The following is a 25,472-nucleotide window of genomic DNA, read 5'->3' as shown; positions in this document are numbered from 1 at the left end:
TGCGAGTGACACCATCACCGGTTTCGGCGAACGCGCCGCGGGTCCTGCCCGCACTCGACGACAGCACCCGCCCGTTCTGGACCTCCGGTGCCGACGGTGTGCTGCGCGTGCAGTACTGCCCATCGTGCGGGCGATTCGTCCTCCCGCCGCGCGCCGGCTGCCCCGACTGCGGCGCCGGGTGCGATTACGCCGCGGTGTCCGGTGCGGCGACGTTGTTCACCTACACCGTCGCTCATCAGCAGTTCCATCCCAGTGTCCCAACGCCTTTCATCATCGCGTTGGTGGAGCTGGCCGAACAGCCCGAGCTGCGCATGGTCACCAACATCGTCGACTGCGATCCCGAGGATCTGGTCACCGGCATGCCGCTGACGGTGCGGTTCGAACAGCACGAGCACAACACCGGGACGGTGTACGTCCCGGTGTTCGCTCCGGCCGCGCTCACTTGATCAGCGGATCGCGGGGCAGGCCCAGGATGCGCTCGGCGATCTGATTGCGGGTCACCTCCGAGGTGCCGCCCGCGATGGTCATCCCCCGGGATCCGAGCACCATCAGCCCGGCTCCCTTGGCCGGCGCCGCCAGCAGCGCGACATCGGCGCCGAACAACTCCGCGGTCAGACCGGCCCGGTCCACCACATGTTCGGCGATCAGCAGTTTGGTCACGTTGCCCTCGGGACCCGGTTCCGCCCCGGCCACGCTGCGCGCCACCCGGCGCAGGTTCAGCAGCCGCAGCGCATGCTCGTCGGCGAGGAACCGTCCGGCGCGCTCGGGCGCGCCGGCGACGCGATCGGCGAACCGTTGCGTCACATCCACTATCGCCCCCGCCGCGTTGCGGCTCGCCGCCACCCCGCCACCGCCGATGCTCACCCGTTCGTTGCCCAGCGTGGCCCGCGCGACCGTCCAGCCGTTGTTCGGTGCGCCGACGACATCCTGGTCGGGCACGAACACATCGGTGAAGAACACCTCGTTGAACTCCGACTGCCCGGTGATCTGCCGCAGCGGCCGCACCTCGACGCCCGGCGCCGTCATGTCGATGATGACCGTGGTGATGCCGGCGTGCTTGGACGCCTCCGGGTCGGTGCGCACGGTCGCCAGACCGAGCTGGCAGTACTGCGCACCACTGGTCCAGACCTTCTGCCCGTTGATGATCCAGCCGCCGTCGGTGCGCACCGCCTTGGTACCGACCGCGGCGGCATCGGATCCGGCGCCGGGTTCGGAGAACAGCTGGCACCACACCTGGTCACCGCGCAGCGCCTTGGCGACCAACCGCTCGATCTGCTCGGGGGTGCCGTGCTGGATCAGTGTCAGCACCACCCACCCGGTGATGCCGAAGTCGGGCCGCCTGATCCCCGCCGCCGCCATCTCCTGCTCGATGACGAGCTGCTCGACCGCGTCGGCCGCCCGGCCCCACGGCCTGGGCCAGTGCGGCATCAGATAGCCGGTCTCGATCATCCGCTCCCGCAGGGCCTTCTCGTCGAGATCCGGCCAGGTGGCGAACTCCCGGCTGATCTCGGCGCGGAGTTGTTCGGCCTCCGGGGGCAGGTCGATGGAGTTCTCCCGGACCACCCCCTTGGCGGTCAGCTCGTAGACCGACGTCGGCCCCTCGCGGCCACCGAACAGCCCGCGCACCGTCAGCGCGCGGCGCAGATGCAGATGCGCGTCGTGCTCCCAGGTGAACCCGATGCCGCCGTGCACCTGGATGTTGAGTTCGGCGTTGTGCACATAGGCCGGGAAGGTCAGGGTCGCCGCGCAGGCGGCCATCAACGCGAACTCGTCCTCGGTGGCCGACTCGGCGGCGCGGGCGGCGTCCCACACCGTCGCGGTCGCGGATTCGGCGGCCACCAGCATGTTGGCCAGATGGTGTTTGATCGCCTGGAAGGTGCCGATGGCGCGGCCGAACTGCTCACGCACCTTCGCGTAGTCGACCGCTGCCTCCACGCAATCCTGCGCTCCGCCAACGGCTTCGGCGGCGACGATGGTCTGGGCCAAGGCCACCGCGATGGCCGCCCGACCGGGCAGGATGTCCGCGGCGGACAGCTCCACATCGGTCAGCGTGACCCGCCCCGACCGGCGGGTGGGATCGAGGTTGCCCGGCACCTCCACGGTGACACCGGCGGCGGCGCGGTCGACGATCACCACGTCCTCCCCCACGGTCAGCACCAGCAGGTCGGCCAGCGCGGCGCCCAGCACCACCGGAGCCTCGCCCGAGAAGCGATTCCCGTCGGCGGTGATCGCGGTGTCGATACCGACCGCGGCGGTGCTGCTGCCGTCGACCAGCCCGGGCAACCGGCGTCCCCGCTGTTCGTCGCTGCCCGCGGCCGAGATGATCGCCGAAGCGGTCACGGTGGGCACGAACGGTCCGGGGGCGACGGCGCGGCCGAACTCCTCCACCACCACCACCAGTTCCGGTAGCCCGAACCCGGCTCCGCCGTACTCCTCGGCGACGTGCAGACCGAGCCAACCCAGACCGGTCAGCTCGGCCCAGAACGCCGGCCGCGCTTCATCGTCGGCGTCGAGCAGCGATCGTGCGGCCGCCCGTGCGCCACGGGCCTGCAGAAAGGCGCGGGCAACCCCGGCCAGTTCACGATGGTCTTCAGTGATTGCGATGCCCAACGGTCTCGGTCTCCTTGTGCAAGTGGGGTTCCACGGAATGGGTCAGGGGTGGCCACGTCCTGCGGCTCAGCGCGCCGGAGGCCGTGCGGGTCAGATGGTCGTCACGTTTGATGCCGCGCCACAGTTGGGCGACGTACTCGCGTTCGCCGATCTCGCCGCGCCCGGCCGCCGCGGCCAGGCCCGCGCGGCCCACGGATACCGAGGACGGTGTCCGGCCGAGCAGTGCGGCGATCTCGGCGATCTCGGCGGCCTCGACGAGTCCGCCGATCCGGTCGACCTCGGCGAGGTACTTGACCAGCCGGGCGGCACCCTTGACGTACCGGGTCGCCAGCGCGTCGGTGGAGCGCTCGACGGCACCGGACAGCGCCGCGGCGGCCGCCTCGTACACCGGCGCGTTCTCCGAAACCCGGTCCTCGCCGGGCAGATCCACCGCCACCTCGGGGATCCCGACGGCGTGGGCCAGCGCCTCGATGAGCAGCCGTCGGTGCAGCATGCCGTAGATCAGGCCGTTGCCCGCATCCGGCGAGCCGGCCGGGGCCGAGGCCCGGGTGTCCACGCTGCCCGGGTTCATGGAGGCCAACCGGGTCTCGGCGAACAGCCGGTAGTACCAGACCCGGGTCTCGTCGATGCGGTGCCCGGACAGCGCTTCGTACTCGGCGAGCCGGGCCGGGAAATCGGTGAAGGTGTCCTGCACGGTGCGCAGGGACAGCCAGGCGATGTCGTCCATCGGGTCACCGAAGTGCGCCAGCTCCCAGTCCACGATCGCGGTGACGACCCCGTCGGCGTACATGAAGTTGCCGGGCCCGGTATCACCCTGCACCAGCACCGTCGGCCCGTCGTAGTCGGGCACGTTGCGGTCCAGCCAGTCGATGCAAAAGCCCAGCAGCGGCGCCGGTCTGCCGTACCGGTCCACCCGGGAGCGCATCTCGGCGATCTCGGCGCGGACATGATCGGCGACCGGGCCGGCCGGGCCGAGGCCGGCGATCCGCAGTTCGCGCGCGTCGATGCGGTGCATGGCGGCCAGCTTGGCGATGAAATCCTGTGCGGTGCGCACCTGTTCGTCGGGATCCTTGATCAGCCGGAACCAGGTCTCCCCCGCCACCCGGTCCATCAGCACCGCCTGCGCGGACGGGTGCGCGGCGATCACCCGGGGCACCTGCACGCCGTGCCGGTGCAACTCGGCGATGATCGCAGCCTCCACCTGCAGCGAGTGGAAGGCACTGCCGGGCCGGGGTTCGCGCGGGTCGTAGCGCAGGAACAGCTGCTGTGCGCCGTCCGTGCCGGCGTCGAGGTCGACGAACCAGGCCTGCCGGCTCGCGCCACCGGAAACCTGTTCCAGCGCAATCTGTCCCGCGCCGGTCACCTCGGCGATCCAGGCCTGTAGGTCGGCCGGGATCTGGGTACGCTCGCCGGTCATGACCGCACCTTCGCCTTCTGAGCGGCCTGGGCCAGCCAGGCCTTGACTGCGTCGCGGTGCTCGGCGGTCGCGCCGCTGCGCACCATCCGCTCGCTTTCGGCCCGGATCGCCTCGGCCAGCGGCAGCCGCCCGGCGTCGCGCACGTTGGCCTTGGTGCCGGCGAACGCGTAGGTGGGCCCGGCGGCGATCTGCGCCGCCCAGCGCAGCGCCGCGGCGGGCAGGTCGTCGTCCTCGACGACCCGGTTGAACAACCCCAGCCGCTCGCCGGTCCCGGCGTCGATCGGCTCGTCGGTGATCAACAGTTCCAGCGCCTTGGCCGGCCCGACCAGATGAGTCAGCAGCCACGCCCCGCCGAAGTCACCGGAGAAGGCCAGCTTCGACCAGCCCGGGATCAGCCGCGCCGACCGGGCCGCGATCCGCAGATCGGCGCCCAGCGCGATGCTCATCCCGGCGCCGACCGCCGCGCCGGGCAGCGCGGCGATGGTGATCTTCGGCATCTCGTGCAGCAGCGTCACCATCCGGGCGTTGTCGGCCAGAATCGCACTGCGGGAGAGAATCCGGGCTTCCCGGTCGCCGGTGGCGACGTTCCTGGCCGAGTCGCCGTCGCGGACGTCCCCACCCGCGCAGAACGCGTTGCCGGACCCGGTGAGCAGCACGGCTCCGATGCCGTCGTCGGCGGCGAACCGCTCGAGCAGTCGCGGCACCGCCTCGTACATCTCGGCGTGCAGCGCATTGCGCCGGTCGGGCCGGTTGAGGGTGATGACACCGACCCCGTCGACGACCTCGGCCAGCACGGTGTCGGTGCCGGTCTGCACGCCGGCCCCGCTCACCGGGGCGGTGTCCCGGCGAGTTCGTTGTGGCGCGCCATGAACGCCGACGCCTTGCGCCGTAGTTCCGGATCGGGTTCGGGCAGCACGACGGGGCCGAGTTCGCGGCTGGGCAGCGCGACCGTGGCGGTGGCCGGCGCGGTGACCTCACCGCGCTGGTTGGTCGCCCGGAACGCGAGATCCACAGTGGCGTTGCCGTTCTCGATCTTCTTGCCGACCACTTCGCCGGTGATGAACTGGGTGTCACCGATGAAGTTGAACTTGCGCATCTCGTCGTGCTGGCGCAGCAGCCAGCCGTCGTCACCGATCCAGTCGGTGACGTAATGGGTCAGCCAGCATTCCCGCATGATGCCGTAGTCGTAGGCCATCGGGTTTCCGATCGACTGGGACCACTCGTTCTCCCAGTGCAGCCGCTGCGCGACGTCGGGGATCCCGGCCGCGTTCTTGATGTAGAACTTCCCGGCGCGCTGCCGGTTCTTGTACCCGACCCGGGAGGCGCTGGTGCCGTACGGCCCGAAACCGTAACCGCCGGCGTGGAAGCAGATCATGTCGGTGAGCGTCAGCGGGCCCTTGACCATCTTCGGCAGCACATCGCCGACCTGGACGTCCTCGTAGTAGCGCGGTTCGGCGCCGCGCGGCCCCTCGGCCGCGTAGATCGCGTCGATCTCGGCGATCTGCTCGTCGGTGTAGCTGGCCGGTTCGATGGTCATGTTCTTGCCGCGCTCGCGGGACTGCTTTCGTTCGGTGGCGATCAGGATCGTGCGCTCGATGGCGACGACCTCCGCGCGCTGGTTGATCCGGACGACCCGGCGCACCCGGATGACCGAGCGGCCGGCGAACTCGCTGGTCTTCTCCTCGATCGATTCCAGGCCGCCGAACCCGAACAGCTGATCCCCCGGCCGTACCGGCTGGAACCATTCGGTGTCCTGACCGGAGACGAAGATGTGCACACCGGAGAACAGTCCCTTGGTCGCCTTGCGGATATCCTCGGGAATCGGATCGCCCAACATCTTTCGGGACAGCGAGGAATGGATCATCGGGGGCGCGATGGGTCCGCCCCAGCGCGTGCTCACCCCGTAGTCGGGGTCGACGTAGAGCGGGTTGTCGTCGCCGTAGCCGATGGCGAACTGGCGGATCGCGTCGACGCTCAGTTCACGGTGGTGCTCGTCGATGCTGGCGGGGGCATCGATGCCGAGCAGCAGTTTGGCCCGCTCGATGTCGTCGTCCTTGATCGCGTGGTCGAAATCGCGGACCTGTTCGGTCTGGGTCATCGCTGGAGTTCCCCTCTGTCAGTACATCCGGGTCGGTAGTTTCGTCAGCCCGCGAAGCGAGACTGTGGGTTTGTAGTGCAGCCGCTCCGGCGGCACCGCCAGCTCCCAGTTGCCGAACCGTGCCAGTAGGGTGCTCAACGCGATCCGGCCTTCCAGCCGGGCCAGTTGGTGACCCAGGCAGTAATGCATACCGAAGTTGAATGCCAAGTGCCGGTTGGGCTTACGTGTCAGGTCCAATGACTCGGGTTCGTCGAAGACGGTGTCGTCCCGGTTGGCCGCGGCGATCATGCCGAGGATGTGGGCCCCGCGCGGCACGGTGACCCCGTGCAGTTCGACGTCCTCGGTGGCCAGCCGCGCCGCCCCGGAGGCGACCGGCGAGGTGAACCGCAGCAGCTCTTCTATCCCGGTGCCACCCAGCAGTTCCGGTTGCTCACGCAGCAGTTCGAGCTGTTCGGGATGCTGGATCAGGGCCAGCACGCTGCTGCCGATCAGGCTGGCCGTGGTGTCGTGGCCGGCCAGCAACAGCAGGAAGACCATGGCGACGGTCTCGGTGTGGCTGAGCCGGTCCCCGTCCTCGTTGGCGGCCACCAGTTGCGAGATCAGCCCGTCGTCGGGATCGACGCGGCGCTCCTGGATCAGTCGCTCGAAGAGTTTGGCGAGCCGGTGCGCGTTGATCAGGGACCGCGCCTTGCCGCCGCCGGCCCCGAGGGCCTCCACCAGGCGGTGGAACTCGTCGCGGTCCTTGTCGGCCACCCCGAGCATGGTGGCGATCACGGCCAGCGGCAACCGGACCGCATACTCGTGGGCCAGATCCACATCGCGCTTGGCCTGCACCTCGTCGGCGAGTTGTTCGGCGATCTTGACGATGTCGGATTCCATGGTGGCCACCAGCTTCGGCGTGAATGCCTTGTGCACCAGGGTGCGCAACCGCTTGTGGTCGGGATCGTCCTTGAACACCATGGTCTGCATCAGCATCCGGCCGGTGGCCGGCAGCGCCCAGGAATACCGACCGATCGAGGTGTACTTCATGACGTCGGTGGAGAATCGGTCGTCGCTGTGCATGGCCATCACATCGTCGAAGCGGGTGAGCAGGAAGCCACCCTTACCGGGCAGCAACTGCGGGGCGGTGGCCCAGGACAGCGGCGCCTGTGCACGCAGGTATGCGAACCGCTCGAACGGGTGGTCGAGCATCTGCCGGCTACCCAGTGCCGTGCGCTCCAAAGTGCCGATCGCCTTGGACATGATCTCTCCCATCGGTGCCCCGCTCACTGGCCCGGGCACAAACCCCGGCCCGCCGGACCCGCCCGGCCAACTTCTCCGATACACATCGTCGACCCGGCTTCATTAGTACACTGATTTCCATGATTTCCGCTACCCCCCATGATGATCTGCACACCGAGGGAATCGATCCGGTCACCTTGGAGCACATCGAGTTCGCCGTCGGTGACGACCATGTCGCGACGATCACCCTGAATCGGCCGGACGCCATGAATGCGATATCAGGGCAGATGGCCCGCGAACTGGCCTGGGCGTGGCAGACGGTGCGCGACACCGACAACATCCATGCGGTGGTGCTGCGGGCCGCCGGGGACAAGGCCTTCTGCACCGGCGTGGACGTCAAAGGTGATGGCAGCTGGTTCTTCCGGACCAACATCTGGAACACCTTCGACCCGGGCACGGTCATCTCGCCGAAGCTGCATCACCGGTGCTGGAAGCCGGTCGTCACCGCGGTCCACGGATTCGCCGCCGGCGGCGCCCAGTACCTGCTCAACGAATCCGACATCATCATCTGCTCGGAGGAGGCCTCGTTCTTCGACCCGCACGCCAACGCCTCCATCGTCTCGGCGCTGGAACCGATCGGGATGCTGCACCGCGGCGTTCCACTCGGCGAGGTGCTGCGCTGGGCCCTGATGGGCACCGAGGAGCGCATCTCGGCGGCGACCGCGCTGCGCATCGGCCTGGTGTCCGAGGTGGTCGCCCGCGACGCCCTGTGGGACCGCGCGCAGGCCATCGCGGCGTCCATCGCCACACGCAGTCCGACGGCCATTCAAGGCAGCGTCCGGGCGATATGGGAGTCTTTGGACATGACGAGGTCGACCGCGCTGCAGAACGGGATGGCCTATACCCATATCGGCAACCCGCCACTGGACGAGCGCCGGGCCACGCCCCGCCGCAACGGAGCGCCGGTCTACCGGTGATGCCGTGAGCCCCGAACTGATCGCGCCCCGGGTCGATTCGCGCCGGGCCAAGCTGGCCGGCCGGGCCGCCGAGCAGATCGTCGCCGACGTCATCGAGCTCGGCTGGCCCGTCGGGCAGGTGCTCGGTTCGGAGACCGAACTGCTGGAACGCTACGGGGTCAGCCGCGCCGTGCTGCGCGAGGCGATCAGGCTGGTCGAGCACCAGCATGTGGCGCGGATGCGGCGCGGTACCGGCGGTGGTCTGGTGATCAGCGAACCCGACATCGACGCCGTGATCGGGCCCGCGGTGATCTATCTGCTGCGGGTGGGTGCCACCCTCGACGAGATCTTCGATTCCCGAATCCTGTTGGAGGAACTGGTCGCCGAGATCGCGTCCCGGCGGGCCGGGGAGGCCGACATCGCCGCGGTGCGCGACACCCTGGAACGCGAGGCGGCCGGCACCGCCACCAACGCCCGGCTGCTGCACCGCCAACTCGCCGAGCTGACGGCCAACCCGCTGCTGGAGCTGTTCGTCGAGACGTTCAGCCGGGTCAGCAACCTGTACTTCGACGAGCACGTCACCCGCCCCGACGGTCTGGCCGATGATGTGCGCCATGCCCACGACGCGATCGCGCGGGCCATCCTGACCAACGATGCGGGCCTGGCCCGCGAGCGGATGAAGCGGCACCTGAGCGCCGAGGCCGAGTACATCCGGAATCAGCCCGGCACGGTGCAGCGCCTGGACCCGACCGTCGCGTTGACCGGGGCGATCGGCGACAAGCGAGGCGAGGCGCTGGCCCGCGAGATCTTCACCTGGATCGCGCATTCCGGGGCCACCCCGGGCACGTTCGTCGGCTCCGAGGCCAGCCTGATGGAACAGCACCAGGCGAGCCGGGCCGTGGTGCGCGAGGCGATCCGGATCCTGGAGTACCACCAGATCGCGGTGACCCGGCGTGGCCCGGGCGGCGGGCTGTTCGTCGCCGAGCCCGACATGGCCGCGCTGACCGACATCATCGCGATCTATCTGCGCCGCCGCGGGGTCTCGCTGCGCCACATCCTGGAACTGCGCACCGGCCTCGAGCTGGCCGTGGTGGCCCGGGCGGCCGACCGGATCCGCACCGCGGCCGACCCCGCCGGGTACGCCGAGCAGATCGAGGCGGCCCTGCGCGCCGAGGCCGAACATGGTGTGGCCCAGGCGTTCGGCAGCGATGAGGACTTTCACTCCATGCTCGGCGCGCTCACCGGCAACAGCGCGATCGAACTGCTGCATCGGGTCACCATGCGGCTGGGCTGGCAGTTCTTCGAACAGGTCGCCGGCGGGGATCCGCGGCTGAGCGCCATGTCCGAATCCCTGCCCGCGGTGGTGGGACCGGCACACCGCGGCATCGCCGACGCGCTGCTGGCAGGCGACTCCGAACTGGCGGTCATGCGCATGCGCGCCCACATGACCGAGACCGCACCCGAAACCATCTGACACCAACCCGGCCGATCGGGCGATCACCCTTCCCCGAAACCTCGATTGAGGATACTGTTCTATCTAATTGGACAGCGGGAGGTTTGATGCAGCATCCGTGGGATCAGCGCCTCGGCGTGTGGTGGATCGCCGAGGATCACCCGGCCGCGCCGGCCGTCGTCGCATCCCCCAGCGGCCGCACCCTGACCTTCGGCGAGCTGGCCGCCGCGGCGCACCGGGTGGCCAATGCGCTGCGCGCGCAGGGCCTGAGCGACGGGGATGTGGTGGCCTACGCGCTGCCCAATGACGTCGATGCGGTGATCTGGCAGCTCGCGACCACCGAGATCGGGTTGCGCTACCTGACCCTCAACACCGCGCTGGCCGGCGACGAGTTCGCCTCGATCCTGGACCATTCGGGGGCCACGGCCCTGGTCACCCATGTCGACCACCTGGACAGTTTCGCGACCGCCGGCACCGCCGGGGCCGGGCTGCGGATCGTCCTCGGCGGTGGTCGCAGCGCGCCGGGCGGGTTCGTCACCGAGGCCGACTTTTTGGCCGGGCACCCCGACACCCCGCCCGCCGACCGCCGGCAGGGCGACTCCATCCGGTACTCGTCGGGGACCACCGGCAAGCCCAAGGGCATCGTCCGCGCGCTGGACGGGCGCGACCCCTCCGAGGCCGCCCACGCGATGGCGATCTTCGGGCGCGCATTCGACTTCCAGCCGCTGCACGGTGTGCACCTGGTGTCCACCGGCATGCATCACGCGGGCTGCCAGAGCTTCTATCTGGGTGCGCTGAACGTCGGTCAGGCGCTGGCCATCCTGGGCAGATTCGACGCCGAGCGGACCCTGGCCGCCATCGAGCGGTACGCGGTGACCACCGCGTACATGGTGCCCACCCAGTTCGTCCGGATGCTCAAACTCCCCCGGCAGGTCCGCGACCGTTACGACGCGTCCAGCCTGCGCAGCATCGTGCACTCCGCGGCACCCTGCCCGCCGGAGATCAAAAGGGACATGATGGCCTGGTGGGGCCCGGTGATCTGGGAGACCTACGGCGGTACCGAGGGCGCGGCCACGATCGCCAAACCCCATCGCTGGCTGGAGAAGCCGGGCACCGTCGGGCGCCCCGTGCGCGGGGTGCGGGTGCTCATCCTCGACGACGAGGGCCGGCCGTTGCCGCCCAACGCCATCGGCGACGTCTACATCGACCGCACCGACGGCCAGAGCTTCGAGTATCGCAACGATGCCGAACTCACCGCATCGGTGCACCGCGGATCGGCCTTCACCATCGGCGATGTCGGCTATCTCGACGAGGACGGCTACCTGTTCATCTGCGACCGCGCCAAGGACATGATCATCAGCGGCGGGGTCAACATCTACCCCGCCGAGGTGGAGGGGGTGCTGGCCGGCCATCCGGCGATCGGTGACGTCGCGGTGATCGGCATCCCCGACCCGGAGTGGGGTGAGCAGGTCAAGGCCGTGGTCGAACCGGTCGACGGTGTCGAACCCTCCGAGGCGCTCGCCGAGGACATCATCGCGTTCTGCCGGGCCCGGCTGTCCGGGTTCAAGTGCCCGCGCAGCGTCGACTTCGACACCGCACTGCCCCGCACCGAGACCGGCAAGCTGATCAAACGGCAGATCCGCGATTCCTATTGGGCCGGATCCGGTCGCCAGGTCTAGCGGGACGCCATCCGCAGCGCCCCGTCCAGTCGGATGTCGTCGCGTAACCGGGCCAGCATGGCGTCCAGGGCGGCCTCGGTGTCGGTGACGTCGGCCGGTGCGAAGCTCGCCCCTTCACCGAGTTCGGCGGCCACTTTCTCGCCCTCGGAGCTGGGCAGATCCACCAGCACCACCGCGGCGCCCTCCTCGACCAGTCGGGTGGCCGGCGCCCGCCCCAGCCCGGAGGACGCACCGGTCACCAGAGCCCATAATCCGTTGGTACGCATGCTGTTCCCTTCTTGCTGCCGACGGCGTCCCACTCTTGCCCAGTGCGTCTACTCGGGTCAGATCTTCGACCGGGACGGACGCCTGCCGGCCGGCCTCGCCCAGGAATCGCCGTTCGGCTTCCCGCCGGAACAGCGGCACAGTTCAACCTCACGAAGTATCAACTAAATAAGTATCCTTTACGGTAGGGTGGCTGCCATGGTTCGCGCAGCCGCACCGGGCACGGTGGTCACCGCCGACACCCCCTTCCTGCCGGCCGACGACCAGTTCCATCCAGCTCCGGACGACGACCCGTATTGGGCCGAGACCACCTGGTGGTCGTTCAACATCCCGGAGCGCAGGATCGGCGGGTGGTTGCACGCCACCTTCCACACCACCCGCGGCACCGTCACCTGGCGGGTGTACGTCTGGGATCCCAGCGGCGCCACCCCGCAGGATCTGCGCTACTTCCGGATGGTCACCGATGTGCCGCTGGACAATCCGGCCCCGGATCTGCGTGACATCGCCATCCCCGCAGGGGGGTTCAGTGTCCGGATGCTCCGGCCACTGCGCGAGTACCAGATCGAATTCAGCGATCCGGCAGCAGATTTCGAAATCCGCCTGCACTTCGACGGGGTACACGATCCACGCCGCTACACCCCCGGTGAACCACCGTTCATGGAGCATGCGCACCTCGACCAGCTCGGGCACGTCACCGGCGAGCTGGTGCTGGCCGGGGAGCGCCTCCCGATCGACTGTTATTCGATCCGGGACCGGTCCTGGGCACCGCGCGGCGCCCCGCGCCCGGCCGGCGCCACACCCTCCGGCGCCGGCGACACCGACCGGGTGCGCCATCCCGGCGGACCCCGCTGGCGCGAGATCGAACGCGAGCGCGGACGCGGCCGCATCCAGTACATCTTCGGCCACGCCGGTGCCGACGCCGGATTCCTGGCGTTCGCCCGGGTCGCCGACGGGGACGCGGCGGGCTGGTCACCGCTCAACCACGGCTGGCTGCTGCGCGACGGACACTTCGAACTGCTGGACAAGACCACCAGCCGGATGAAGAACTACCGCCACCCGCTGACCGGTTGGAGCGCGCACATGCAGGTGCGGTTGACCGATGTGACCGGGCGCCGCATGGACGCCGAGGGGTTCACCGTCAGCCACATCTGCGAGCACGGCGGGGGCAGTACCGCGCTGATGCGGTGGGAGTTCGACGGCCGGATCGGCTGGGGTGAGGACCAGGACATCTGGCACCCGAAGCACTTCGCCCGCATGCGTGCGGCACTGCAGGCCGTGCACTGAACGGTGCGGCCGGCCCAGATGAGGACAACGATCGATGAGGAGCAGCCAGTGACCGGACCGTTCGAAGGGGTGCGCGTCGTCGAGGTCGCGGCGTGGACGTTCGTGCCCGGGGCCGGGGCCATCATGGCCGATCTCGGCGCCGATGTGATCAAGGTGGAGCCCCCCACCGGAGACCCACAGCGAGCGCTGCGCAACGCCATCAACGCCGACGATTCGGCCCCCAATCCCTTTCTGCAGGTGCCGAATCGGGGAAAGCGCAGCATCACCCTGGACCTGACGTCACCCGACGGCCGGTCCACCCTGTTGCAGTTGGCCGAGTCCGCGGACGTGTTCTTGACCAGTTATCTGCCCAAGGTCCGCACCAAGCTCGGCATCGACGTCGACGATCTGCGCGCCGACAACGACCGGCTGATCTACGTGCGCGGAACCGGATGGGGCAGTGTCGGCGCCAAGGCCGATGTCGGCGGATTCGATGCCGCCGCCGCCTGGTCGGCGGCGGGGGTACAGAACAAACTCACCTCCCCCGGCGCCGCGGCCCCGGCGTCGCAGCCCGCCGCATTCTTCGACCTGCAGGGCTCCAGCGCGCTGGCCGGCGCGGTGGCCATGGCGCTGTTCCGGCGCGAGCGCACCGGCCAGGGCGGCGTGGTCGACGTCTCGCTGCTCAACACCGGGATGTGGACCATGAGTCCGGACATCGCGGCCAGCGCGGCCGGTGGCGGCGAGATTCCCCGCCCGCAACGCCACGATGCGCCCAACCCGATCGTCAACGCCTACCGCACCTCCGACGACCGGTGGCTGAATCTGGTCTGCCTGCAGGCCGACCGGTACTGGGCTGAACTGTGCGAACTGCTCGGCCGCCCGGACCTGACCGCCGACGACCGCTTCGTCGACGCCGTGCAGCGCTTCGTGAACCGGGAGGCGTGTGTCGCCGAACTGGACAAGACGTTCGGCGCCCGCAACCTCGACGAGTGGAAGCAGGCCCTGGCCGGTTTCTCCGGAGTCTGGTCCGCGGCAGCGACATTCGACGAACTCTGCGACAGCCCGCAGGTCGCCGACAACGGCTACCTGCCGACCGTGACCGGCGCCGACGGCCGCCCGTTCCGGTTGGTGTCCCCGCCGTATCAGTTCGACGGCACCCCGGGCGCCCCGGCCGGCCCGGCCCCCGAACTCGGCCAGCACACCGAGGAGGTGCTGCTGGAGAGCGGCTGGAGCTGGGATGACATCAGCGCGCTGCGGGACAGCGGCGCGCTGGGGTGAGCGTCGTGCCGGAAGTGCAGGGGTCAGGTGTAGAGGTCGAGGACCGTCTCGGTGGCCAGTTCACCCCACAGCATGCTGCGACCGGCACGGTCCATGTGGCCGGACCACAGATCGCGGGCGCCGTCCACATCACCGGCCTCGACGAGGACGATGAACTTGTTGAAGGTCCGGATGGTGTGCTTGAACTGCTTCTCGATCTCGGCGTGGTCGGTGGAGCGGGCGACCGCCTGCGCCATGTGCCGGGTGACGACCTCGCGCAGTACCGCGCCGAACAGCATCATGGTGGTGTTCCCGGCCCGCTCCAGGATCACGTCGTGAAACCGGAACGCCGCGGCCGACCATTCACCGAAGTCCGCCTGCTCGGTGCCCTCATTGACCAGCACCGCCAAAGCCCCTGCCGCAGCACGCAGTTCGGACACGTCCTCAGCGGTCGCACGCCGCGCCAGCATCTCGGCGGCCGCCGGTTCGAACACCCGGCGCGCCGTGTAGACGTCGGCCAGCGTGGTACCCGACATCTGCAGCAACAGGCCGAAATCGCGTGCCGCGACCGAGATCTCCGGCGAGGACACCAGCACGCCGCCGCGCGACCCGCGGCGCACCACGATCAGGGATTCGCTCTCCAGGATGCGGAACGCCTCGCGCAGGGTGGGCCGCGACACCCCGAACTGCTTGACCAGCTCCACCTCGGTGGGCAGCGCATCACCCTTCTTCAGCACCCCGCGCACGATGCTGCTGCGCAGCTGATCGGCAATGAGCTCAGCTGTTTTCGGCACGCGCACCAGTTTCGTGCCGTTCGGCCGGTTCACCGAGTTCATCCGATAGTCCAATCCTCGACGCTCACGGCCGCTCAGCTGAGATCATCAGCTGAACTCTCCCCATTACCCAAATGATCTTACTCAGTGCCCGGAATCAAGGAGAATTCGAATGAGCTCAGCGACGTCAGCCAAGCCGACCACCCGCGGCCTGTTCATTGACGGGGCCTGGACCGACGGCGCCGGTGACGAGACCATCGCAGTGCTCAACCCGGCCACCGAGGAGACCATCGCCGAGGTGCCCCAGGCGACCCCGGCCGATATCGACTCCGCCGTCGGGGCGGCCCGCCGCGCCTTCGACGACGGTCCGTGGCCGACCATGAAACCCGCAGAGCGCGGGCGCATCCTGGGCGCAATGGCCGACGAACTCGACCGCCGGCGAGCCGAACTGGTCGAGCTGAACATCACCGAGGCCGGATCCACCCGGATGCTGGCGGAGGTGCTGCAGGTCGGCACACCGATCGACCATTTCCGCGACATGGTGGACCGGGTCCTGCCCCAGTTCCCCTTCGAGCATCCGGTCGCCCCGATCATGGGCAACGGCATCGGCCAGGGCATGGTGGTCCGCGAACCCTACGGCGTCGCCGCGCTGATCACCGCGTTCAACTTCCCGTTCCTGCTCAACCTGGCCAAGCTCGGCCCGGCGCTCGCGGCCGGGTGCACCGCGGTGCTCAAGTCCTCCCCGTACACACCGCTGGAAGCGCTGGTCCTCGGCGAGATCGCCGAGGCCGCCGGTCTTCCGCAGGGCGTGCTGAACATCGTCACCGGCGACATCCCGGCCGGGGAGCGGCTCACCCGCCACCCCGGCGTCGACCTCGTCAGCTTCACCGGATCCGACACCGTGGGCCGCAAGGTGTACGCCCAGGGCGCGGAGGGCATCAAGAAGGTCGTCCTGGAGTTGGGCGGCAAGTCGGCGAACATCATCCTCGACGACACCAACCTGGACAATGTGATGGAAAGCGTTCTGGCAGGGTTCATCACACATGCCGGGCAAGGCTGCGCCCTACAGACCAGAATCCTGGTGCACCGGTCGCTGCACGACGATCTGGTGGCCCGCATCACCGGTGTGCTCGGCTTCATCTCGGTCGGGGACCCGGCCGATCCGGCCAGCATGGTGGGCCCGCTGATCCGGGAGGTACAGCGCGCGCGGGTGGAGCAGCTGATCGCCGTCGGCGTCGAAGAGGGCGCCGAGATCGCCTACGGCGGCAAGCGCCCCGCGCACCTGGACCGCGGTTTCTTCCTGGAGCCGACCCTGTTCGTCGGCGTCGACAACAGCATGCGCATCGCCCAGGACGAGTTCTTCGGCCCGGTGGCCGTGGTCATCCCGTTCGACGATGACGACGACGCGGTGCGGATCGCCAACGACAGCCGGTACGGCCTGGCCGGCGGCGTATGGTCGGCGGACCCGGTGCGCGCCGCCGCGGTCGCCCGCCGGCTGCGCACCGGCATGGTCGTCATCAACGGTGGTGGTGGCGGACTGAATCCGGCCGCCCCGTTCGGCGGGTACAAGGACAGCGGTATCGGCCGGGAGTTCGGTGAATACGGCCTGGCCGAGTACCTGCAGCACAAGGCGCTGCAATGGCCGGTCCGATAGTGGACAGACAATTCCGACCGGCCGACTGACGAGGTGCCCATGATGCGCTCGATGTTCATCGCCGCGACCGTCATCGCGGCGGCCGCCACCGGTCTCGCACCGGCGGTGGCGGCACCGCTCCCGGCCCGACCCCCCGGCTCACCGCAGTACATCGAGCGCACCGTCTGGGAGTACCACGGTGAGCGGGCAACCCTGCGGATCTACCCGACGGCGTGGGGTTGGGCCGCCGCCGGCCCGTTCACCAACGGCGCCCAGAGTCATGACGCGTGGGCCGAACTGCTCGAGCACGCACCCGATGCCAACACGCTGTCCATGCAGCAGCAGTTCTTCTGTTACTGGCAGTCCGCGACGTTCACCAACCCGGGCAAGGTCGACACCTGGAACCTGGAGCCGTGGCGACAGGTGGTGTCCAACACCATCCTGCTGCACTCGGGCTGCAATCCGGGCGACCCGGATGACGTGTTCAACTGGTGATCACCGCGAACTCCGGTGCGATCAGATCGCCGACGGCCGCCCATGGCACCGTGATGACGCGCAGCCCCCGGCCGAACTGCCGGTCCGGGAAATGGAGTTCGATCCCGGCGTCGGTCGGGATCCAGAACCGGTAGTTGCGCGGTATCGGCGCCATCGCGGTGCCGTACTCGGCCCAGCCACCCAGCGGCGGCGTCGGATAGGTGGCGGGCAGGATCTGCCGGGTCAGTTCCGCCAGCCGGGCCAGCCCGGCCCGCTCGTCGACGAACAGGTTGCTCCAGACGATCTGAATACCGCTGCGGGCGTCGAACACCCGGGTCGCGACCGCGTCGACCGGCATGTTCGGCAGGTCCACGGCGTCGTACACGCCGGTGAACAGCGCCGAGATGGTGACCGGCCGGAACACCAGCCGGCCCCGGGTGTGGAAGGTCCACGGCGAGGTCTTGCTGGCGCTGGCAGCGTACAGCCACACCTGACCGTGCGCCTCGTCGTCGAGGATCCGGTTGATCGCGTCGGCCACCACCGGATCACCGCCGGCCAGCTTCTCGTACTCGACCGTCCAATGCCCCAGTCCGCCTGGGCTTTCCGCGTCCAGCAGCGCCGGGACCACGGTGTAGCCGACACCGTTGGATACGGGTTCGGCGACGGCGGCGGGCACGGCGGCCCACAGCATCGTCACGGACAGCACTGCGACGGCACATCGGGCCGATCGGCAGAGGTTCACGGTTCTCACTTCCCGGGTCAGGGCAGATCCACGTTGGCTGCCAGCCAGCGGCCGTCGACCTTCTCCATGGTCATGATGATCCGGTTACGGTCTACCCGCGGTTCGGGATTGAGCGCATTGGTCACCGCCTGATCGACGAACAGCATGACCTCCACCCTGTCGGTGGTGGCCGATTCGACGGCCGCGGCGATCACGGTGCCATCGGCCTTGGCCTTGCTGTCGATGAGCACCTGTTTGAGCTGGGCGCTCGATTCGCGGTACATATCCTTGAATTCACCGGTGGCGCCGTCGACTGCGGCGGCGAACTTCTGATCCAGTGCCGCGGCGTCCACACTGGTGAGCACGAGCGCGTACTCCTGGGCCGCCGCCAGCGCCTGCCGACCGGCGTCCGCGACGGCTCGTTGCTCACGCAGCTGCCAGCCCAGCACCGCGGCGGTCACCACCGCGGCCACCAGCAGCAGTGCCCCTGCCGACACCGACACCAGCAACCGTCTGTTCCCGAACGCGGACCGGGGTGTCGAGTCCGGCTCGCGGACAGGGCTTTCGGTGTCATCGGGGCTCTCGCCGGTCTTATCCAGCGTCGACACGTCGTCGCGAGTCATGCGCTCACTCCTCTTCTCGCCGTCACGGGCCACTCGGGGCGGGCGGCACCGGCAGGATCGGACCCGCGTACGGGGTCTGGATGGTCAGTGGTCCGGTCGGCGTCGGATCGGCGCGGCGCAACGGATCCGCACCCGGCGGCGGACCGGCGGTGTCGTCGCCCGGCGGCCGGGGCGCATTGCGCGCGCCCCGCACCAGATACTTGGGGTCCGGGTTCGGGCAGTAGGTGTACAGGTACGGCTCCGGGTGGTCGGGCACCGTCGGCGGGGCGTGCGGCAGGTTGTAGTCGCACGAATACCGTTGGTACAGACTGACCGCACCCCAGACCCCGCCGTCCCGGAAGCTGCTGCCCAGCGCCTCCAGCGCCGACCCGGCCCGGTACTGCGGGAACAGGAACTCCTCCAGCGCGGGAACCCGCAGATAGGCCAGTTGGGAGACGGTGGTCAGGTTGCCGAGCAGCTGCACCATGGTCGGCGAGTTGTCGGCGACGATGTCGTCGAGCCCTGCCATCGTGTCCGGGCCGCGGTCCAGCAGCGTCCGGTATCCGGCGTCCATCCGCTGCACCCCGCCGAGCACCGAGTTCAGGTCCTTGGAGGTGGCGGCCAAACCGGGGTTGACATCACGGACGGTGCCGAGCACCACACGGCTGGTGTTGAACAGGCTGACCGTCTGCGGCAGCACCGAATCCAGCGTCGAGACCAGGAACGCGCCGCCGTCCAGGATCGCCGCCAGCTTGGCGCTGCCCTCCGGGCCGACCCGCAGCTCGTCGAGAACCGCGCCGAGCTTGGCCGTCTCGATCTGCTGCAAGGTGCCGTCGAGGTTGCCCAGCAACGTGCCCAGGGTCACGGGCGTACTCGTTGCACTGCGGTCGATTTCACTGCCGTCATCGAGGTAGGGGCCGTCGTTGCGGTTGGCCCGGAAGTCCAGGTACTGCTCACCGGCCGGGGACAGCGCCGACACCCGCACCTCGCTGTCGGTCGGAATCTCGGTGTCCGGGTGCAGGGCGGCGACCGCGACCACACCGTCACCGGACAGATCGATGGACCGGACCCGGCCGACCGGGACCCCGCGCAGGGTCACGTCCTGGCCCGGCAGCAGCCCCCCGGTCTCGGCCAGGTGCACGCGCACCAGCTTGTCCGATCGCGCCGGATCCATCCTCAGCGTGCCGAACAGCAGGTACACCACCCCGACCACGAACATCATCAGCAGCGCCAGCGCCGACAGCCCGAGCCGGCGTTCCCGGGCGTAGCCCAGGGCGTTCAGCAGCCCGCGGATCACGGCGTACCCCCCGACCGCCCGGGCAGTCCCGGTGGCGGCGGCGCCGGGGTGAGCGCATGCGGTGCCGGGCCGATCAGGTTGGGCGGTGGCACATTCCCCGGCGGCGGGGTCGGGGCACCCCAGAACTTGTCGCGCACCTTGATCAGCTCGTAGGTGATGCTGCCGACCATGTTGCGGAAGTCCTCCCGGGTCGGGGCGCGGCTGCCGGGGTCGGCCGGGTGGTACGGGTCGGCGAAGGCGCCGACCGCCAGATCGGCCAGGTCGATGTCGACGTGCGCGGAGGTGGAGTTGGTGAGTTTGAGGACCGGCCCGAACAGTGTGTTGAATCTGGCCAGCGAAGCGCCCGGCGCCACCGACGCCGCGTTCATCCCGGCCGAGAGCCGGTTGAGGTCGGCCATCATGCTGCGGGTCTGTTCACCACGCACCGACGGGAACTTGGCCAGCTGCAGCATGATCCGGTTGACCTGGGCGACCAGATCCACGATGTGGTCGGTGTTGCCGGCCAGCGTGCCCAGCGCAGGCCCGGCGGCCTCGATGGCCTCGTTGATCGACTCCTGGCGTTGTGCGAGGACCGCGGCCACGTCCCCGGTCTGGGTGAGTGCCCGCTTCATGATCACCGACCGCTGCGACAGGCTGTCGATCAGCCGGGTGGATTCGTCGATGAATCGGTGGAGGTCCTCGCCCTTGCCGCCGACGGCCTCCCCCATCCCGTTGATCACCTTGGTGAGGTTGCGGATCGCCCCGCCGTTGACCAGCAGCGCCGCCGTGCTGAGCACCTCTTCCACCGAGGCCGCGGAGGTGGTGGACGCCAATCCGATGGTGTCGCCGGGCCGCATCATCGGTGCACCGGCGCCGAGATCCGGTGGCGGCGTCAGGGCGACGAAGACGTCGCCGAGCGGGGTCGCCGACCGCAATTCGGCCTTGGTGCCCGCCGGAATCCGGACATCGGCGGCGATTCGCAGGGTGACCACGGCGGTGTAGTCGTGGGCCTCCATCGACTCCACTTCGCCGACATCGGCACCGGACAGGCGCACCTTGGCCTTGGCGGGCAGGTTCAGCGCATCGGTGAAGGTCGCACCGATCGGGTAGGTCTGCTGCCCGGCCGACGGAGCGGGCAGCGGCAGCTCGTCCAGGCCGACCGAGCACGAGGTCAACGCGACGGCAGTGCAGGTGGCCGCAAGGCCGGTCAGTGCCCGCCGAATCGCCGGGTGTCTTCTCATGACCCCAGCCCTGCCAATCCCTCGAGCATGGTCGTCACCCCGAAATCCGGTCCGAAGTCTGCGACGGTGCCGGTGGCGCACCCGAGCTGGCGCAACCCCAGCAGGTTGCACACCTCCTTGGTGAACTGCCCGTTCAACTCGATCTTGTCCAGCGTCGGGTGCGCCCGGATGGCGTCCTTCTCGTGGTCGATCATGTTGTAGACGTTGTCCAGCACCATCGGCACCAGGTCGAGCACCTCGGCCATCTCCCGCTGGTACTCGGCGATGGCCCGGGTGACGGTCTCGGTACCGCCGACCGTCGACCTCAGGGTCTCCCGGTTGACCTCCAGCAGATCGGTGGTCGCGGTCAGCACCTGGTTGATCTGGGCGCCGGTCGACCCGCTGCCCAGCCGCTCGCCTGCCAGCACCGCGGTCAGTTGTCGCATGGCCGTGCCGAATTCGCGGATGGTCCGGTCGTTGTCGGCGGCCGCCGTGCTCAACCGGTCCAGATTCTTGACGATGGTGGTGATGGCGTCGCCGGTGGGTTGGCCGCGTTCCTCGCTCATCTTCAGTGCGGTGGACAGCTCGCCGAGGGCCGACCGGATCTTGGGCCCGTTACCGCCGGTCATCGCGGCGCTGACGTTGAGCAGGTCGGCGATCGGGCCCGATCCCCCGCCATCGCCCTGCATCTGGACGGCGAGTTTGTCCACCATGGCCAGTACCCGGTCGAACTCGACCGGGGTGCGGGTGCGGGACAGGCTCAGGTGGTCGTTGTCGGCCAGCATCGGTCCGCCCCGGTACACCGGGGTGAACTCGATGTGCCGGTCGGTGAGGATCGAGGTGGACAGGGTCACCGCCTGGGCGTCGGCGGGGATCCTCACCCCGCCGTCGATGTGCATGGTGACGTCGACGTATTCGCCCCTGGGCACGATCTTTTCGACCTTGCCGACGGGCATGCCCAGGATGGCCACCGCGTTGCCCTCGTACAGGCCGCTGGCGTTGTCGAAGTGCGCGGTGATCGTCATACCGCGGTCCAGGGCCACCAGCGGGCCACCGGAGCACCCGCACGCGGCCAGCGTCATGGCGACGACGGCGAGCAGCTTGGTGACCGGGCCGCGCATCATCGGCAGTCCTGGAAGTAGTGCGGCAGGTTGAACTGGATGGCCCGGCCGCTGATCGCGCACATCCAGGAGTCGATCATGGTGCCGCCGGAGGAGGTGAAATCGAACTCGTTGCCGTTGCCGGTGGCGTTGGCGAAGTTGCGGATCGGGACCGGCAGGATCTGCAGGGTGTTGCGCAGCAGCGCGTCGTTGCGGCCGACGGCCGAGAGCATCCCTGCCAGGTTGCGCAGCAGTTCGTCGACCTGCGGCCGGCTACCGATCAGCACCGGTTGCAGTTCGTCGACGAGTTTGGTGGTCGCGTCGATCAACCGCACGATCATCTGCCGGCGCGCCGCCAGATCGCTGAGCACCTCGTGGCCCTGGGTGATCAGCAGACCGAGGCTGCGCTGTTGGTTGCCCAGCAGTTCGGCCACCCGTTGGGTGCTGCGCAGCAGATCACCGATCTCGTCGCGCCGGGCCGACATCACCGAGGACAGATGCTCGATGTTGTCCAGCGCCTGCGGCAGGATCTCCGGGGCGCCCTGCAACTGCTCGGACAGGCTGGTCATCGACTGGGCGATCTTCTCCGCGTCGACGGCCTCGAAGGTGGTGGTCGCGTCCTGCAGAGCGGCCTGCAGGTCATAGGGTACCTCGGTGTGGGACAACGGAATCCGGTCATCGGTCAGCTCGCCGGACCCGCCCGGCTGCAGGTCGACGTAACGGGCGCCCAGCAGGGTGGTCAGTTTGACCGCGGCGCGCGTCGACGCCCCGAGAGGCACCCCGTTCTCGACCTCCAGGGTGACCGCGACGTGGTCGTCCTCCAGCCGCAGACCTTTGACGGCCCCGACCCGCACCCCGGCGACCGTCACCTGATCGCCGGCGGAGATGCCGGCCGCCTGCGCGAATTCGGCGGTGTAGAGGGTCTTGCCCAGCCCCAGATTGCCGAGCCCGAGAGCGCTGCCGAGCACCAGAGCGATGATCGCCACCGTGATCACCCCGAGCCGGAACGGGCCGTGGCTTTCCACCGGCCGGCGCAGCGATTCCCTGATTCTCATGGCATTCTCACCGGCACTTCGAACTCCGTTGCGACACACCGCCGGGTGTGCCGGACGCGACGATCTGGGCGATCAGGCTGTCGATCCGGGGGAACTGACTGACCGTCAGGTCACAGGCGTACACGTCCAGATACGAGCCCGTCTGGCTCATCCGGGCCAAACCCTTGAGCATCAGCGGGGTGTTGAACGCCATGTAGGCGAAGCCCTGCTTGTCCTCCATGAAGTGCTTGGCGAACCCGGGTTCGCGGGCCAGCCACTCCTGCAGGTCCGGCTGTACGTCACCGATCACGTTGGACAACCGCTGCGCGACGATCGAGGCCTGATCCAGCGAGGTGACGAATTCTTCTCGGCGGACGGCGAATCCGTCGAACAGGGACTTGGCCGAGACGATGGTGGAATCCAGGTCGCCGCCGCGCTCGGCCACCGAGGTGAGGACGGTGTCGAGGTTGGCCAGCACCCCGTCGAGGATCTGATCGGTGCCCGAATACGATTCGGCCAGCCGGGTGGTCTCGGCGATCAGGGTGGTGACCGATCCGGCGTCGCCCTGCATGGCCCGCACGATCGCGGTGGTCAGATTGTCGACCTGGTGCGGGTTGAGCAGCGCGAACAGTGGCTCGAACCCGTTGAGCAGCTTGGAGATGTCGAAGGAGGGCTGGGTTCGTGCCACCGGGATCAGCGCGCCGGGCGCCAGCTCCTGAGGGTCGCCGAACTCGGCAAGGGACAGTCCGACGTAGCGCTGTCCGATGATGTTCTGGTAATCGATGGACACCCGGGTGTTGCCGTAGAGCGCCTTGTCGGATTCCACCCGGAAGCCGACGCGGGCCAGGCCGCCATCGAGGCCGACGGTATCGACGCGGCCCACCTTGACCCCGGCCATGCGTACCTCGTCACCGACCTTGAGCCCGGAGACGTCGGTGAACAGCGCGGTGTAGGAGTCGGTGCTGCCGCTGACATTGCGTTGCAGCGTGACGAACACCGTCCAGATCAGGGCGAAACACCCGGCCAGGAACACGCACAGCCAGATCAGCGGGCGACGATAGCTCACGGTCGGCCCCCTGTCGGCGGCGCGGCCTCGGCGGCCGGCGGTGGGCCGGCGGCGGTCCCGGCCGGATCTGGGATCACCTGCACGGTGCTGCCCCGGGCCACCGGCCCGAGCAGCAGCTCGGAGACCGCGTTGGGCTCCGGGCCGAGAATCTCGGCCAACTGCGCGCGTTCGGCGGGGCTGCCGACCGAACCGACGTTGCCGCCCGACATCGGCGGTGGCGGTGGATAATTGCGGGGGTCGGCCACCCGCGGCAGCACCGGCGGGTCGGTGGTCAGCGGCGCGGTCCGGCAGCTCGGCGCCTCCAGGTGCCCGTACCGTGGGCAGTCCTGCCGGGTGTACATCTTGTTGGGGGTGAAGACCAGCAGGAACTTGCCGACGGCGGTGTTGCGGTCGGCCTTCCACACGTGGGTGAAGAACCGGTTCACCACATCATGGATCCGGGTGACCATGGGCGCGTATTCCGGCTCGGCGTCGGCGAGCACGCCGAGCACCGGGGACAGCCCGGTGGTGATCACGATGAGGTTGTCGGTGTTGTTCTCGAAGGCCTCACCGACGGTGCCGAAGGTGGTGTGCCCGGCGGACAGGAACCTGGCCAGTTCCCGGCGCTTCTCGGCCACCGTGCGCATCGGCACCACCGCGTTGTGCACCGCCTCCACCAGCTCCGGGGACGAGCCCTGCAACCCCTCCAACGCCTCGGACAGCACCGCCAGCGTCGGCTCGTCGCCGCCGGCGGCCATCTGGGCGTTGAGTTCCTTGACGATCCGGTTGGCGCCGCCGCCGGCCCGGGACAGTTCCTCACCGCGCCCGCTGGTGGCCTCGGCCACCGCGGCCAGTACCCCGACCGTGTTGTCGGACCCGGGCCGCCCGGCCGCGGCCATCACATCGCGCAGTTTGGTCAGCGCGGTCTGGAACTGCACGGTGGCCAGGCTCTCGTCCTGGGTGATCTGCGATCCGGCGCGCAGCGTGGGTGCGGGACCGTTGTCGACCAGCTGGATCGAGGACACCGCGAACACGTTGCTGGGCACCACCCGGGCGGTGACATTGGCCGGGATGGCTTGTGCGAAGTGCGGATCCAGGCTCAGGACGACCTCGTTGGGGCGCCCGTCGATCGAGGGTGACACATCCTCGACGGTGCCGACCAGCGCGCCCCGGAACTTGACGTCCGATCCCGACGGCAACCCGTCACCGACGTTGCCGAGCATGGCGGTGACCTCGACACGGTCGGAGAACACGCCCTCGGACTTGGCGATGGCCACCGCGGACAGCACGAGGGTGACGGTCAGCAGCGCCAGCCCACGCAGCAGCAACTGGCCCCTGGAGTAGGCCCGTTCCGCGGATTCGAGGCGCTGTGTCAT

23 protein-coding genes are annotated in these 25,472 nt (G+C 69.1%); 8 read left to right on the top strand and 15 right to left on the bottom strand.

Going from position 1 to position 25,472, the window contains the following annotated elements:
• Positions 1–5 precede the first annotated feature (5 nt).
• Positions 6–446 (top strand): Zn-ribbon domain-containing OB-fold protein, encoded by a 441-nt coding sequence (locus tag K0O62_RS11270; RefSeq protein ID WP_205870730.1) that lies wholly within the window; start codon positions 6–8, stop codon positions 444–446.
• On the opposite strand, the gene K0O62_RS11265 is transcribed toward K0O62_RS11270, so the two are convergent.
• Genes K0O62_RS11265 through K0O62_RS11245 form a run of 5 tightly spaced genes read right to left on the bottom strand, consistent with a single transcriptional unit; the run spans position 439 to position 7,367 of the window.
• The gene (locus K0O62_RS11265; RefSeq protein ID WP_073856071.1) at positions 439–2,610 is read right to left on the bottom strand and encodes an acyl-CoA dehydrogenase family protein; all 2,172 of its coding nucleotides are present in this window, start codon (positions 2,608–2,610) and stop codon (positions 439–441) included. The genes K0O62_RS11270 and K0O62_RS11265 overlap by 8 nt on opposite strands.
• The gene (locus tag K0O62_RS11260; RefSeq protein WP_073856070.1) at positions 2,591–4,027 is read right to left on the bottom strand and encodes a phosphotransferase family protein; all 1,437 of its coding nucleotides are present in this window, start codon (positions 4,025–4,027) and stop codon (positions 2,591–2,593) included. Before K0O62_RS11260 ends, K0O62_RS11265 begins: the two co-directional genes overlap by 20 nt.
• Positions 4,024–4,857 carry an enoyl-CoA hydratase/isomerase family protein gene (locus K0O62_RS11255; protein WP_234800053.1) on the bottom strand — a complete coding sequence of 278 codons (834 nt, stop codon included), beginning with the start codon at positions 4,855–4,857 and terminating at the stop codon, positions 4,024–4,026. The genes K0O62_RS11260 and K0O62_RS11255 overlap by 4 nt, the downstream gene beginning before the upstream one ends.
• Positions 4,854–6,125: an FAS1-like dehydratase domain-containing protein gene (locus K0O62_RS11250; RefSeq protein ID WP_073856069.1), complete on the bottom strand. Its 1,272-nt coding sequence runs from the start codon at positions 6,123–6,125 to the stop codon at positions 4,854–4,856. Before K0O62_RS11250 ends, K0O62_RS11255 begins: the two co-directional genes overlap by 4 nt.
• Positions 6,126–6,143: 18 nt before the next feature.
• The gene (locus tag K0O62_RS11245) at positions 6,144–7,367 is read right to left on the bottom strand and encodes a cytochrome P450 family protein (RefSeq protein ID WP_073856068.1); all 1,224 of its coding nucleotides are present in this window, start codon (positions 7,365–7,367) and stop codon (positions 6,144–6,146) included.
• A gap of 119 nt (positions 7,368–7,486) precedes the next feature.
• Here K0O62_RS11245 and K0O62_RS11240 point away from each other — a divergent pair, with 119 nt between their 5' ends.
• The 3 genes from K0O62_RS11240 (at position 7,487) to K0O62_RS11230 (ending at position 11,434) form a co-directional block, all read left to right on the top strand.
• Positions 7,487–8,323: an enoyl-CoA hydratase/isomerase family protein gene (locus K0O62_RS11240; protein ID WP_079244557.1), complete on the top strand. Its 837-nt coding sequence runs from the start codon at positions 7,487–7,489 to the stop codon at positions 8,321–8,323.
• 4 nt (positions 8,324–8,327) lie between these two features.
• Complete coding sequence (locus K0O62_RS11235) at positions 8,328–9,776, top strand: FadR/GntR family transcriptional regulator (protein ID WP_073856067.1); 1,449 nt, start codon at positions 8,328–8,330, stop codon at positions 9,774–9,776.
• Positions 9,777–9,862: 86 nt separating this feature from the next.
• Complete coding sequence (locus K0O62_RS11230; RefSeq protein ID WP_073856066.1) at positions 9,863–11,434, top strand: AMP-binding protein; 1,572 nt, start codon at positions 9,863–9,865, stop codon at positions 11,432–11,434.
• On the opposite strand, the gene K0O62_RS11225 is transcribed toward K0O62_RS11230, so the two are convergent.
• Positions 11,431–11,700 (bottom strand): SDR family NAD(P)-dependent oxidoreductase, encoded by a 270-nt coding sequence (locus tag K0O62_RS11225; protein WP_079244558.1) that lies wholly within the window; start codon positions 11,698–11,700, stop codon positions 11,431–11,433. The genes K0O62_RS11230 and K0O62_RS11225 overlap by 4 nt on opposite strands.
• Before the next feature lie 196 nt (positions 11,701–11,896).
• Here K0O62_RS11225 and K0O62_RS11220 point away from each other — a divergent pair, with 196 nt between their 5' ends.
• Positions 11,897–12,982, top strand: a complete 1,086-nt coding sequence (locus tag K0O62_RS11220; protein WP_073856064.1) for a DUF7064 domain-containing protein — start codon at positions 11,897–11,899, stop codon at positions 12,980–12,982.
• Positions 12,983–13,030: 48 nt separating this feature from the next.
• Positions 13,031–14,239, top strand: a complete 1,209-nt coding sequence (locus K0O62_RS11215; protein ID WP_073856063.1) for a CaiB/BaiF CoA transferase family protein — start codon at positions 13,031–13,033, stop codon at positions 14,237–14,239.
• A gap of 23 nt (positions 14,240–14,262) precedes the next feature.
• Here K0O62_RS11215 and K0O62_RS11210 read toward each other — a convergent pair whose 3' ends face one another.
• On the bottom strand, positions 14,263–15,012 hold the full coding sequence (locus tag K0O62_RS11210) for a FadR/GntR family transcriptional regulator (RefSeq protein WP_234800052.1): 750 nt from the start codon (positions 15,010–15,012) through the stop codon (positions 14,263–14,265).
• A gap of 151 nt (positions 15,013–15,163) precedes the next feature.
• Here K0O62_RS11210 and K0O62_RS11205 point away from each other — a divergent pair, with 151 nt between their 5' ends.
• Together K0O62_RS11205 and K0O62_RS11200 are read left to right on the top strand one after the other, a co-directional pair.
• A complete protein-coding gene (locus K0O62_RS11205) occupies positions 15,164–16,645 on the top strand; it encodes an aldehyde dehydrogenase family protein (protein WP_073856061.1) in 1,482 nt (493 codons plus the stop codon).
• A 42-nt stretch (positions 16,646–16,687) separates the two neighbouring features.
• Positions 16,688–17,119: a DUF2599 domain-containing protein gene (locus K0O62_RS11200; RefSeq protein WP_234800051.1), complete on the top strand. Its 432-nt coding sequence runs from the start codon at positions 16,688–16,690 to the stop codon at positions 17,117–17,119.
• Here K0O62_RS11200 and K0O62_RS11195 read toward each other — a convergent pair.
• The 8 genes from K0O62_RS11195 to K0O62_RS11160 form a co-directional block, all read right to left on the bottom strand.
• Complete coding sequence (locus tag K0O62_RS11195) at positions 17,109–17,789, bottom strand: DUF3298 domain-containing protein (RefSeq protein WP_234800070.1); 681 nt, start codon at positions 17,787–17,789, stop codon at positions 17,109–17,111. The two genes, K0O62_RS11200 and K0O62_RS11195, sit on opposite strands and share 11 nt — an antisense overlap.
• Positions 17,790–17,857: 68 nt before the next feature.
• A complete protein-coding gene (locus tag K0O62_RS11190) occupies positions 17,858–18,442 on the bottom strand; it encodes an Rv1363c family protein (protein WP_073856208.1) in 585 nt (194 codons plus the stop codon).
• A 22-nt stretch (positions 18,443–18,464) separates the two neighbouring features.
• Positions 18,465–19,715 (bottom strand): MlaD family protein, encoded by a 1,251-nt coding sequence (locus tag K0O62_RS11185; protein WP_234800069.1) that lies wholly within the window; start codon positions 19,713–19,715, stop codon positions 18,465–18,467.
• A complete protein-coding gene (locus tag K0O62_RS11180) occupies positions 19,715–20,938 on the bottom strand; it encodes an MCE family protein (RefSeq protein ID WP_073856059.1) in 1,224 nt (407 codons plus the stop codon). The genes K0O62_RS11185 and K0O62_RS11180 overlap by 1 nt, the downstream gene beginning before the upstream one ends.
• On the bottom strand, positions 20,935–22,038 hold the full coding sequence (locus K0O62_RS11175) for an MCE family protein (protein ID WP_372512829.1): 1,104 nt from the start codon (positions 22,036–22,038) through the stop codon (positions 20,935–20,937). Before K0O62_RS11175 ends, K0O62_RS11180 begins: the two co-directional genes overlap by 4 nt.
• Entirely contained in the window at positions 22,038–23,072 is a 1,035-nt protein-coding gene (locus K0O62_RS11170; protein WP_073856057.1) for an MCE family protein, read from the bottom strand. Before K0O62_RS11170 ends, K0O62_RS11175 begins: the two co-directional genes overlap by 1 nt.
• 7 nt (positions 23,073–23,079) lie before the next feature.
• Entirely contained in the window at positions 23,080–24,117 is a 1,038-nt protein-coding gene (locus tag K0O62_RS11165; RefSeq protein WP_073856056.1) for an MCE family protein, read from the bottom strand.
• The gene (locus K0O62_RS11160; RefSeq protein ID WP_073856055.1) at positions 24,114–25,472 is read right to left on the bottom strand and encodes an MlaD family protein; all 1,359 of its coding nucleotides are present in this window, start codon (positions 25,470–25,472) and stop codon (positions 24,114–24,116) included. The genes K0O62_RS11165 and K0O62_RS11160 overlap by 4 nt, the downstream gene beginning before the upstream one ends.

Source organism: Mycolicibacterium diernhoferi (genome assembly GCF_019456655.1).
GTDB lineage: Bacteria > Actinomycetota > Actinomycetes > Mycobacteriales > Mycobacteriaceae > Mycobacterium > Mycobacterium diernhoferi.
The sequence above is the reverse complement of the archived record's forward strand: the minus strand, read 5'-3'. Positions and strand labels throughout refer to the sequence as shown.

Excerpts from the sequence above, each read along its gene's own strand:
- K0O62_RS11260 (WP_073856070.1), bottom strand. The coding sequence starts at position 4,027 with ATGACCGGCGAGCGTACCCAGATCCCGGCCGACCTACAGGCCTGGATC.
- K0O62_RS11250 (WP_073856069.1), bottom strand. The coding sequence starts at position 6,125 with ATGACCCAGACCGAACAGGTCCGCGATTTCGACCACGCGATCAAGGAC.
- K0O62_RS11245 (WP_073856068.1), bottom strand. The coding sequence starts at position 7,367 with ATGTCCAAGGCGATCGGCACTTTGGAGCGCACGGCACTGGGTAGCCGG.
- K0O62_RS11240 (WP_079244557.1), top strand. The coding sequence starts at position 7,487 with ATGATTTCCGCTACCCCCCATGATGATCTGCACACCGAGGGAATCGAT.
- K0O62_RS11230 (WP_073856066.1), top strand. The coding sequence starts at position 9,863 with ATGCAGCATCCGTGGGATCAGCGCCTCGGCGTGTGGTGGATCGCCGAG.
- K0O62_RS11225 (WP_079244558.1), bottom strand. The coding sequence starts at position 11,700 with ATGCGTACCAACGGATTATGGGCTCTGGTGACCGGTGCGTCCTCCGGG.
- K0O62_RS11220 (WP_073856064.1), top strand. The coding sequence starts at position 11,897 with ATGGTTCGCGCAGCCGCACCGGGCACGGTGGTCACCGCCGACACCCCC.
- K0O62_RS11205 (WP_073856061.1), top strand. The coding sequence starts at position 15,164 with ATGAGCTCAGCGACGTCAGCCAAGCCGACCACCCGCGGCCTGTTCATT.
- K0O62_RS11200 (WP_234800051.1), top strand. The coding sequence starts at position 16,688 with ATGCGCTCGATGTTCATCGCCGCGACCGTCATCGCGGCGGCCGCCACC.
- K0O62_RS11195 (WP_234800070.1), bottom strand. The coding sequence starts at position 17,789 with ATGCTGTGGGCCGCCGTGCCCGCCGCCGTCGCCGAACCCGTATCCAAC.
- K0O62_RS11190 (WP_073856208.1), bottom strand. The coding sequence starts at position 18,442 with ATGACTCGCGACGACGTGTCGACGCTGGATAAGACCGGCGAGAGCCCC.
- K0O62_RS11180 (WP_073856059.1), bottom strand. The coding sequence starts at position 20,938 with ATGAGAAGACACCCGGCGATTCGGCGGGCACTGACCGGCCTTGCGGCC.
- K0O62_RS11175 (WP_372512829.1), bottom strand. The coding sequence starts at position 22,038 with ATGCGCGGCCCGGTCACCAAGCTGCTCGCCGTCGTCGCCATGACGCTG.
- K0O62_RS11170 (WP_073856057.1), bottom strand. The coding sequence starts at position 23,072 with ATGAGAATCAGGGAATCGCTGCGCCGGCCGGTGGAAAGCCACGGCCCG.
- K0O62_RS11160 (WP_073856055.1), bottom strand. The coding sequence starts at position 25,472 with ATGACACAGCGCCTCGAATCCGCGGAACGGGCCTACTCCAGGGGCCAG.